Below are 11,002 nucleotides of genomic sequence, written 5' to 3' on the forward strand. Positions count from 1 at the left end.
GTATCAATGGCACTGACGAAGAAAGGCGAATACTGGTACGGGACGACGTCCGGCGACACCCAAGCCGAGCTGCGCAGCTACAGCGTTGCGAATCGCCATGAAGCCGTCCGGTTTGCTGCGTCCAAATGCGATTGCGGGTGCCGGGCCTTCGCGCTGCGGACCGATGAAGAAGCCGGCGTCGCAATCCGCACCTGCGCCGACTGCGGGCAGGAGCACCCGATGGGCGACAGCGCGGACTACATGGAAGAAGCCGCGCCAGAGACGCACGAGTGCGTGTGCGAGAACGAGGTGTTCGAGCTGATGTCCGGCGTCTCCGTGTACGAGGGCACACATGACGTGCGTTGGTACTACATCGCCTGCCGCTGCGTGGAATGCAATCTGGTCGGGGTTTTCGCAGACTGGAAGTGCGAAGCGGGTGATGCGGCGGCCTTCCTCGCCAGGGTCTGAGCGGCCGAACCCCGCAGAGATCAGGCTCGCAGCCTTGGGGTCACCCTATCCGAAAGCCGCCGTTCACGTCTGGCCGCTTCTGGCCGGGACCACCGACTCGCCCCGAGAGAATACAGCCGTGGTTCAGGCGGCGGCACTGGCAAGCAGCCGACGCAGCCGCCATCGATTGCCTCAGATTTCAGTCTGTTCGGAGATCTCGAGAGCGTCGTCGACTTCGATGCCCAGGTACCTCACCGTCGACTCGAGCTTGGAGTGCCCAAGGAGCAGTTGCACGGCGCGAAGGTTCTTGGTGCGCCGGTAGATCAGCGTCGCCTTCGTCCGTCGCATCGAGTGCGTCCCGTAGTCGGCACGGTCCAGCCCCAGTTCGTCGACCCAGTGCCCGAGGATTCTGGCGTACTGGCGAGTACCCAGATGGAAGGAGTCATGGAGGCGGCTTGGAAACAGGAAGTCTTCCGACTTCAGCCCAGCGAGCTTGATCCACGCCTGCACGGCATCTCGGGCGGCTGGCGTGATTTCGAACTGAACCGGGCGCTGAGTCTTGTGCTGGACAACAATGGCACGCGCAGCCACCTGATCGCCGTGGCATACGTCGCGGACCTTCAGGCCGATCAGATCGCAGCCGCGCAGCTTGCTGTCGATGCCGAGGTTGAAGAGTGCCAACTCACGGACCCGGCCTTCCATCTGCAGGCGGACCCGCAGGGCCCAGATGTCCTTGAGCTTGAACGGCGCCTTTTGCCCGACGAGCTTGCCCTTGTTCCACGGTTCGCGATGAATGGCGCTTCCTGCAGTGCCCATGATGGTCTCCCATCGAGTTGAGGGCCGTTCAGGATGCGCGCTGTCGCCGCTTGGGCACTTGCTCTGAGCCGCGCCCGTGGTGGCGCGGTCTCCGATGCTGAAGGGCAGCTTTGGAGCGGTCAGGCAAACTCACGCAGCCGGCCACAAGCAGTCGGTGGCGAATGTCTGCTGCCGGGGCGCACGATTTCAAGGTAACCATGATGGGTAAGAACGCTATCGCCTCAAAAATCGCCAGCGTATCGCCGGTTCTTCCCGTGGTCGCCCTCTATGCGGCTTTGCTTCTTGTTGTTGCCACCGTCGATCGGTGGCCGGGTTGGCTGGCAGATCTAGGGCCGTTGAAGTTCATATTCGTGGGTTTGTTGGTTGTTCTGCCGTTGTGGTCCTTCGTGGCAGCGATCGTCAATTTGGCCAAACGCCGTGATGTCACGGAAAGCATCGTTGCTTTGGTTCTGTTGATTCCGGTGGCCCTTGTCTGGGAGGGGGGCATCGAGCGCAGGCTGTTCAACATGAGAGCAGATCAACCGGCGGCGTCGAATGGATGGCAGGGACCGGCCACAAGCTCCCGATCGCGAACGACTGCATTCGAGTAGCATGGGATCAATGGGCTGGATGGGAATCGTCGTTCCGACTGTGCTTGCGCTTTTGCTGGTTGCGCGACCGCGTCTGTGGCCTTACGTCCTTGTAGCGGTTGCGCCGGGAGTCGCGCTCGCTCTGTCTGCCCCTGGTACGCCAAGCGGCACCGCTCCAACGCTTGATTGGCGGCTCACGCTTCTCGCGACCGGCACGATCCTCGCCCTTCCCATCGCTGCTCTAGGCTGGTGGTGGTTGCATAGACCGGGGGCTCGCCCCGGCACGCTCGAATGAGGTGTCGACAGAGCGAACGGCTGTAGGCGGCCACATGCGGACGACTGCCGGCGTCTGCTTTGCCGCGAGGCGGCTTCGGTAAACTCAGCTCGATTCGCTCTGGGAGGAGCAGGTGCAGATTCACAAGATCTATCTCATCGGCGGTGAGGACGATGAAGTCGCCACGCTCGTTGAGCACGACGCGGACGAGTTGTGTAAGCTGGATTGCAGCTATCGTGGCAAAGAGATCTCCGCCAACGCTGGCGACTTCTTCGAGGCTCTGTGTCTGATTCGGCTTCGACTCGAAGACGAAGGGCTACGACTGTTTTGCTACGGCGCTAGTCTGAATGTCTATCCATCGTCGATGGCCCGTGACATGGGCGCTGGCCTGAAGGCGTACAAGATGCGCGACGGGATGCATGCGTCAATGGCCGACTTGGTGGACATCTTCGCAGAGGGCCCGGATGTGATCCCTGCCAGCGTTTCCCAGCAGCGAGAGTTCTTCAAACAATGGGGCAGCAGCGATCGCCGGTAGCGGCCAGGAAGCGCCACTCGTGACCGTCGGCAAACCCTTCGATCAACCTGAGGCCCGACAGCCGGCTTCGCCATCTGTCGGGCGCCGGTCATCTCAAACGTTAGAGCGCTCGAGCAAGATATGTCCACCCTGAACATCGAGAAGTTGGCCAACGCCTTTGTCCCGAATGCCACCCCGTCATCACTCGTTGACGGAGCGGCGCTGAACGAGGTCAATCGCTACGGCAAGAAGTATGGCGGCCTTTGGGTTGGAGGCAAAATCACTGCAACGCCGGACGGTTTGCGTTTCGCCCCGAACCGAATGAACATCGCCTTTCACGACGGGCTAGAAAGCACGTACATACCTCTAGCCAGCATCCGCGCTGTCTCACGAGAGTTCGGCTGGGTCACTGGCATTGTTGCTGTCCAGCACAAAGAGGGGGAATTTCGCTTCCGCTGCTTTGGTGCAAAGCAAGTCGCGGCTGCTCTCAGCGCTTATGTCACAGCGCTTTAACCCTCGAGCTGTCGCCCCGGCAATCGGGTCACGTAGTTCACGTCAAACGTTGAACGGCCGCTTTCCGGAGCCTTGCTCAGCCTGAGCCAAGTTCCGCTATGGGTCGAGGCTGTGTGCAAACGYGYAGAGCGCSGCACGGGAYGGGACTGCCCGTCAACGCGCAGCACGCGCTCAGCGATGAGTTCGAGGTTGAGGGCTCACGCCCTACGACCGCATCGCTGCGATCAGTGGCTGCGCGCCGATGATCTTGAGGGCTCGCTTCAGGTTGTAGGCCAGTACCTGCAAGCTCATCTCGGTTCGCACCCGAGGTAGCGTTCTGGTCAGGAAGTGACTCGACCCCATCCAGGCCTTCAGCGTGCCGAACACATGCTCGACGGTCTGTCTGCGTAGCCGCATGGCCTCAGGAGCGCCGTCCAATCGCTCTTGAACGATGTCCAGCACGTCCTCGTGCTCCCAGCGCGCAATGCGCCGGTTCTTGCTCGTGGTGCATCGAGGCTTCATTGGGCACTGCGGGCACTCAGAGGACCAGTACTTGTGCAAGRTCTTGCCGTTCTCTTCTGCTGTGCAGCGGTAGATGGCGATCTTCCCAGCCGGGCACCGGTACTCGTCCTTCTTGCTGTCGTAAACGAAGTCRCGCTTGTCGAACAAGCCGTCGGCCAAGTTGTTCGAGGTCATCGGCTTGGGAACGACGGCAGCCACCCCAGCTYGCTCGCACTTGAGGATTTCATAGCCTTCGTAGTAGCCGCGATCCGCCAGTGCGATCAGGTCGCCTTCGCCGGTCGCTGTCTTGGCGAGCTTGGCCATGCTTGCCARCTGGCCCCTGTCATGGCCRACGTTGGTGACCTCGTGGGCCACGATCATGTGGTGCTTGGCGTCCACTGCGGTCTGCACGTTGTAGCCAACRATGCCCGTTCCTCGGCCGCTGGTGGCCATGGAGCGGGCGTCGGGATCGGTCAACGARATYTGCCCGTCCTCTGCGGCTTTCATCTGTTCGCCGATCGCGGCCAGACCTTGCATCTGCTGCTTCACCTTGGCGATCTTCTCCCGCAGGTGCGCGACTCGGTYGGGCAGCACGGCTGTCGCGTCGCGGTCGGCTCGATCGAGYTCGACCAGGTAGCGCTTGATGCTGGCCTCGAGCTGCTCCAGCCTGGCCTTCAGCTTGCGATCGGTGAAGTTCTTGTCGCGATTGTTGACCGCCTTGAACTTGCTGCCGTCGATAGCCACGATGCCGTCGGTGAACAGCTTCAGCCGACGGCACAGCTGCACGAACTCTCGACAGACTTTGTGGATCGCGTCGCCGTGGTCCCTGCGGAAGTCGGCGATGGTCTTGAAGTCCGGCGCCAAGCGACCGGTCAGCCACATCAACTCGACATTGCGTTGCGCTTCGCGCTCCAGGCGTCGACTCGACGGAACGCGGTTCAGGTAGCCGTAGATGTAGATCTTCAGCAGCACCGCCGGGTGGTACGACGGTCGCCCCGTTGCAGCAGGCTCGGCGCCTTCGAAGCCCAGTTTCTTCATCGACAGCTCGTCGACGAAGACATCGACGACGCGGATGGGGTTGTCTTCTGCGATGTAGTCGTCCAGGCACTCAGGGAGCAACGTGACCTGGCTTCGCTCCTCTCCTTCGATGAATCGCTTCATGCCGTGACCCGTTCAGCCGCGTTGCCACAACTTAGGCGATCACCTCAGGCAATCAAGCTGTTTTCACACAGCCTCGGTCGATTGCGCCAGTTCACGCAGGCGCACAGCGGACGTTCAACCCACCGCGGTCCGCTGGCGGCACGGCGCGTTGACGAGCGTCCGTGGGTGCCTCGTCGCTTGGCCGATCGTTCGGCTACCTCCGGAGCGCTGCAGCGTCCGCATTGAGGCAGCAAGCGGCCGATCGATAGCTCGAAGCGACCGACAGCAACCGCTGCATAGTCGTCATTTGGGAGTCACCGACTGCCTGAGACTGAATACAGACGCTTGTGTAGCGATCACCGTCGAGGGGTGGATTGACGCTTCGCAGCGGCGGAGATCCTCACCGAGATAACCGTCAGGACCACGCCCTCCGGAAGGCGGACGCTTTGAGACTCGACGTCCGCGATGCGGAGAGCCTGACTCGACACCCATCGACTGGCTGGCTCGACGGCAGGCCGGGACATCCGCTCACCGTCCTCGAATATCACCACGCCATGGCAACGCGTGTAGTGAGTCTGGCGTTGCCCGAGCGAGTGGCCATCCCCATTGTTGAGGAGGATTGCTCAGGCAACTGCGGGTCTTGCGCCGGTGATCGAGTCATCTGCGGGCGGACGGGCGGAGCCGCGAAGGCGGCATCGCCCTGGAGCGCGTCGATCTGCAGCTCGGCGACATCGCGGTGGCCAGCGAGCATGCGGGCCAGGCCGTCAGTTCGGCGCGCTGTGTCGCCAAAGACCTGCCCGCCAGCGCCTGGCTCGGTGAAGCGCTGCTGGCGCAAGCGTAGGTGCAGCGTGCCCAAGGCGATGGCGTTGCAGCCGCCCAGACCCTGCAGAGCGCGCTCGCGCAACTGCAAGAAGCCGGCGGCGAAGAAGCGCCCAGCACGCGCGAAGCGAGCGCACTGCTGGTCTCGCTCCGGGGCCGACAAGCAGCTTTCTGGAACCGCTTACAAATTCGGTTCTTCATTGGTCGCCGAATGGCGGTTCGATGCCAGGAGCGCTGCTCCCGGCTTCGTTTTATTTATTTCCGGTGTCGGGAAAGCGGGGCGGATTGCGTTCTAGCTAATGACACAGCGATGACTCGCTCAAGGGCTTGCTTGCCCCAACCGACGACCGGAGAGACCCCATGACCGCCCCCACCCGCTCCCGCCTTGCCAACTCATCCCGCGCCGCAAGCGCTGCGAACTCCAAGCCCAAGCCGGCCGGCGCCAACCCGGCGCCGCACATGGCGCAAGACCCGGCTCCGCCGGCCGCGCCCAGCGTGGTGATCAGCGGCCCGGGCAAGGGTCAGCTCTTGCCTCAGGGCAGCGGCTTCGTGCTGGAACTCGTCAACACCAGTGCGGCCAGCAATGTGTCGCTCGTCAACACCGGGGGCACCCAGCTCGCGCTGGTGGGCATCAGCGCCAACAGCGCGGTGGGCGCGATGAGCCTGGCCAATGCCGACCTGAGCGGCACGGCCGCGTTCGCGTCCAGTGTCGTCAGCCTGACCTTGGGCCAACTCAGCCAGGCGCTGGTTTCGGTCGCCGCCGGCAACACTTTCAGCTTCAAGGCCGCGGAGCTGGCCGACGTGCAGTTGCTCGCACCGACCGCCAATGTGAATGTGGACGTCAAGCAATGGACCGGCAGCGCGGCCGGCGTGAGTGTGCTCAAAGCGGCGGGCCTCGCCAGCCTCGTCACCAAGGGCGACATGGGCGCTGATCTGTTGCTCACCGGCACGCCCGGCTTGCCTAATCTGTTCACCTTGAACAGCGTGCAAATCGGCGGCGCCCTCAGCGGCGGCTTGTGGAGCGTGCACGGGCGCGCCAACAGCATCAGCGCTGGTAGCAGCGCGCCGGCCTGGCGCGCCAACATCAGCGGCCCGGTGGTGATGTTCACAACGCAAGGCGAGGCCGCCGGCAGCCTGGCCGTGGCGGCCTTGCAAATGCTCAAGATTGATGGCGCGGCGCGCAGCCTGCGCGTGCTCGTCGGCGCCGATCTGGGCGACGACGCGGCCTTGGGCGGCAGCGGCGCGAATGCCGACCACTTCCATGCCGGCGGCTTGGCGCGCGTGCGCATCGGCGGCGATGTGGTGGACACGAGCCTGATCGCAAGCGTCGATCCGGTCGACGGCGTGCTGAACGACGGCAACGACACCCAGATCGGCACGGCCGCGCAAGCCCTGCTGGAGTTCATTGCTGGCGGGCAGCTCTTGGGCAGCACCAGCATCGTCGCACCGGCCTTTCCGGCCAGCGTGCGCGTGGGCGGGCGCGATCTCGACCCCGCCACCTTGCCGCAGTTCAGCCATGTGCCGCCCGACCGGCTGCCGCCGGTGCTGCGGAGCTTTGGGCTGGATGCGGCCAGCGACACCGGCACGCCCGGCGACAACAAAACCAGCGCCAACCCCGTGACCCTGGCGGGCGCCACGCAGGCCGGCACCACACTGAAGCTTCGCCACAGCGGCGACCCGACTGTGTTGTCCACCGCCACGGCCGCGGCCGACGGCAGCTTCAGCCTCGCAGGCATCACGCTGGCCCTGGGCGACAACACCTTCGATCTGACCCTGGCCGACGCCGCCGGCAACCTCACCGTGGCCAGCCTGCATCTGCTGCTGGAGCCTGCTGGCGACGGCGACACCACCGCGCCCACTTTGGAAGCTGCACTGCAAACCGACACCGGGCTCTTGGCCGATGACGGCGTGACGCGCGACGCGAGCATTGCCGGCCGCGCCACCGACGATGTTCGTGTGACGCAGTTGCTCGTGTCCCTGGACCCCGGGCCGATTCCAAGCTTCACCGACCTCGCCGCCCTGCTTGAGCCTGATGGCCGCTTCACCTTGTCGCGCGCCGTGCTGGACACGCTGGCCGGCGGCAGCTTGGCCGATGGTGCCCACACCGTGCGCCTGATCGCCAAAGACGCGGCGGGCAATGCCAGCGCGCCGCTGAACATTGTCTTCACCCTGGACCGCCAAGCGCCCGGCGGCGCCAGCTTCGCCGTCTCGACGGTCGATGCGTTCAACGGCAACACCGCGCAGACCGCCTCGGCCATCGTCGTCTTGCAAGGCACGGCCGAAACGGGTGCGACCATCCGCCTGGCAGCGCAAGGCCTCATCAGCAGCGCCAGTGCCAACGGCAACTTCATGCTGCCCGGCGTGGCGTTGGCGCTGGGCGACAATTTCATTACCTTGGATGTGAGCGACGCCGCCGGCAACAGCCAAAGCGTCACGCGTACCCTGACGCGCGTGCAACCCACGCAAGGCGACGCGGTGCTGGACTGGATCACGACCGCGCTCAAGGCCGTGCAGCTCGACGTGACGCACCCGCAAGTCGCCACGCGCACGCTCGCCATGCTCAGCATTGCCGTGCATGACAGCCTGGCCGCCATCCAGGGCACGCCGGCCTATCTGGTGCAGCGCAGCGCCAGCGACCCAACCGACGCTCAAGCCGCGGCCGCACAGGCCGCCTACCGCGTGCTGTTCAGCCAGTACCCGGGCCAGCGCACCAAGTTCGATGCGGCGCTTGCCGCGAGCCTGGCCGCACGGCCCGACGGCGCGGCCAAGAGTGCCGGTGTGGCGCTGGGCGAGAGCATCGCACAAGCGATATTGGCGCTGCGCGCTGATGATGGCAATCTTGAATTTGCCGCTGAAGACGATGGAACGGCGCCGGGCCAGTGGCGCGCCACCGGCCCGTTTTTTCTGGTGGCCGAAGAGCCGCAATGGCCGCGCGTGACGCCGTTCGCGCTGGAAAGCGCGGCGCAGTTTCGCGCCGCGCCACCGCCCGCGCTCGACTCGGCTGCCTATGCCGAGGCCATCAATCAAGTGCAAAGCCTGGGCCGTGACAACAGCATCACCCGCAGCGCGGACCAAACCCAGCAAGCCCAGTTCTGGGCCGATGGCGGCGGCAGCTTCACACCGCCCGGTCACTGGGACCAGATTGCTGTGCAAGTGGCAGCCGCCAAAGGCCAGTCGCTGAGCGCCAACGCGCGCTTGATGGCGCAGCTCAACGTGGCCCTGGCCGATGCCGCTATCGCCGCCTGGGACACCAAGTACCACTACAACTTCTGGCGACCCATCACGGCCATCCAGAACGCCGACCAAGACGGCAACCCGGCGACCGTGCAAGATGCCAACTGGACGCCGCTCTTGATCACGCCCGCGCACCCGAGCTATGTGTCGGGCCACTCGACCTTCAGCGCCGCGGCGGCCGGCGTGCTGGCCGCCAGCTTTGGCGACAACACCGCGTTTGCCACCACCGCCTCGACCTTGCCGGGCGTGACGCGCAGCTTCACGAGCTTCAGCGAGGCCGCCGACGAGGCGGGCTTGAGCCGCATCTATGGCGGCATCCACACGATTCTTGACAACGACGCCGGCAAGCTGATCGGAACGCAAGTGGCCCAGGCGGTGCTGGCGAGATTTGCCTTGACACGCGACACGCAGCCACCGCAAATCGTGCTCGACGCGACACCGGACTCCACCAACACCAACCTCGTCATCACCGGCCAAGTGCTGGACAATCTGTCCGGTGTGGCCGGCGCGCAAATCCGCGTTGACGGCGGCACAGCGCAAGACCTGGCCGTTGATGCGCAAGGCAAGTTCCGCTTCACCACCACGTTTGCCACCGACGGCTCGGCCGATGGCTCGCACAGCGTGGCCCTCAGCGCAAGCGACGCCGCCGGCAACCAGTCTGCAGCGCTGACGCACGCCTTCACGCTCGTGACCCTGGCTCCCCAGGTCAGCCTCACCAGCCTGGCCGAAGGCGACAGCTTGCAAGCCAGCAGCCGCTTGTCCGGCAACGCCAGCGTGCACGGCGGCGTGCTCGCGCAGCTTTCTTACCAGTTCGATGGCGACATCATCCGCCAGCTGCCTTTTGACGAAAGCGGCAGCTTTGACAGCGCGCTGGACTTCAGCACATTGACAATCGGCAGCCACACGCTCAGCGTCACCGCGCGCGACAGCGCCGGCAACGCGGGCTCGACCACGCTGCATGTCAATGTGGCTGCGCTGCCGCTCTTCATGCTCAGCGGCTTTTCGCCCACCGATGGCAGCATCAATGTGGGCGTGACGCAGCGGCCCTTCATCCAGTTCTCGCGCGCCGTCAACCCCGCCACCTTGACGGCCGACAGCCTGTTTGCCACCGCGCCGGATGGCAGCAAGCTGGCCAGCACGCTCGTGCCCGCCGTTGATGGCACCTTTGTCTGGATGTTCTTTGCAAGCCCGCTGCCCGGTGGCTCGCGCATCACCGTGCACCTGGACGGTGGGCTGATACGCGCCGCCGCCGATGGCGCCTTGCTGGACGCCGACAACAATGGTGAGGCCGCCGGCGTGCAACGCGTCAGCTTCACTACCGTGAGCCGCAGCGCCGTGGCCGGCACGCGCATCATCGGCAAGGTGCTGGACCCGGGCCCCGACTTGAAGCCGATGAGCTTTGACGACATTCGCCGCGGGCCCGACGGCGTGATCCACACCGCCGACGACGTGTTCTTGCTGCCGATCGCCCATGCGATGGTGTTCATCCTCGGCCAGGAAGATCGCGTGATCTTCACCGACGCCAACGGCGAGTTCGAGTTCAACGAGATACCGGCCGGCGACCTGAAGCTGGTGGTCGATGGGCGCACCGCGACGAATGCACCGGCCGGCGTGTTCTTCCCCGAAATGGTGATGGATGCCGCGATCCAGGCCGGTGTCACCAACACCATGATGGGCAGCATGGGCGCAGTCGAGGAACGCCTTGCCAACACCACCCGGCGCGAGATCTATCTGCCGCGCGTGCCACTGAGCGTGCTGCAAGAAGTCAGCGACACCGAGCCGACCGTGATACGGGTTGATGACCCGCGCGCCGCGCCGCAGCTCACCGACCAGCAGCGCCAGGCGCTCACGCTCAAGATCAATCCGGGGCGCGGCATTGGCTTCGATGGCAAGCCGGTCAGCAATACGAAGCTCGGCGTGTCCACCGTGCCGCCGGAGCTCGTCAAAGACATGTTGCCCGAAGGCGTGTTGCAGCACACCTTCGACATCACCATCCAGGCGCCCGGCGTGGCCACCTTCACCGAGCCGGTGGAGATCAGCTTCCCGAACGTGTTCAGCGCGTCGCCCGGCGCTCAACTGGCGGTGCTGAGCTTTGACCACACCACCGGCATGCTGGTGATCAACGGCACGGCCACTGTGTCCGCCGATGGCTTGAGCGTGGTTTCCGAGCCCGGTGCGGGCGTGCGCGCGCCGGGCTGGCATGGGCTGACCCCACCC

General features: G+C 64.8%; 8 protein-coding genes. 5 read left to right on the top strand and 3 right to left on the bottom strand.

Annotation, left to right across the window (positions count from 1 at the left end; all coding sequences use genetic code 11):
* Positions 1 to 447 (top strand): hypothetical protein (locus ACXJLU_RS31250; RefSeq protein ID WP_457337650.1); only part of this gene is annotated, 447 nt, incomplete at its 5' end.
* A gap of 171 nt (positions 448 to 618) precedes the next feature.
* On the opposite strand, the gene ACXJLU_RS31255 is transcribed toward ACXJLU_RS31250, so the two are convergent.
* Entirely contained in the window at positions 619 to 1,242 is a 624-nt protein-coding gene (locus ACXJLU_RS31255) for a tyrosine-type recombinase/integrase (RefSeq protein ID WP_457337651.1), read from the bottom strand.
* Positions 1,243 to 1,403: 161 nt separating this feature from the next.
* Here ACXJLU_RS31255 and ACXJLU_RS31260 point away from each other — a divergent pair, with 161 nt between their 5' ends.
* From ACXJLU_RS31260 to ACXJLU_RS31270, 3 genes are all read left to right on the top strand, one after another.
* A complete protein-coding gene (locus tag ACXJLU_RS31260; RefSeq protein ID WP_457337652.1) occupies positions 1,404 to 1,832 on the top strand; it encodes a hypothetical protein in 429 nt (142 codons plus the stop codon).
* A 386-nt stretch (positions 1,833 to 2,218) separates the two neighbouring features.
* On the top strand, positions 2,219 to 2,620 hold the full coding sequence (locus ACXJLU_RS31265) for a hypothetical protein (protein ID WP_457337653.1): 402 nt from the start codon (positions 2,219 to 2,221) through the stop codon (positions 2,618 to 2,620).
* 120 nt (positions 2,621 to 2,740) lie between these two features.
* Entirely contained in the window at positions 2,741 to 3,112 is a 372-nt protein-coding gene (locus ACXJLU_RS31270) for a hypothetical protein (RefSeq protein WP_457337654.1), read from the top strand.
* A gap of 204 nt (positions 3,113 to 3,316) precedes the next feature.
* Here the strand turns inward: ACXJLU_RS31270 and ACXJLU_RS31275 are convergent, their stop codons facing one another.
* Together ACXJLU_RS31275 and ACXJLU_RS31280 are read right to left on the bottom strand one after the other, a co-directional pair.
* Positions 3,317 to 4,753 carry an IS1182 family transposase gene (locus ACXJLU_RS31275; RefSeq protein ID WP_457337655.1) on the bottom strand — a complete coding sequence of 479 codons (1,437 nt, stop codon included), beginning with the start codon at positions 4,751 to 4,753 and terminating at the stop codon, positions 3,317 to 3,319.
* Positions 4,754 to 5,276: 523 nt separating this feature from the next.
* Positions 5,277 to 5,714 carry a hypothetical protein gene (locus ACXJLU_RS31280; protein WP_457337656.1) on the bottom strand — a complete coding sequence of 146 codons (438 nt, stop codon included), beginning with the start codon at positions 5,712 to 5,714 and terminating at the stop codon, positions 5,277 to 5,279.
* Positions 5,715 to 5,911: 197 nt separating this feature from the next.
* On the opposite strand from ACXJLU_RS31280, the gene ACXJLU_RS31285 reads away from it, so the two are divergent.
* On the top strand, positions 5,912 to 11,002 hold a 5,091-nt coding region (locus ACXJLU_RS31285), incomplete at its 3' end, for an Ig-like domain-containing protein (RefSeq protein ID WP_457337657.1).

The organism is Rhizobacter sp. P5_C2 (assembly GCF_054049715.1).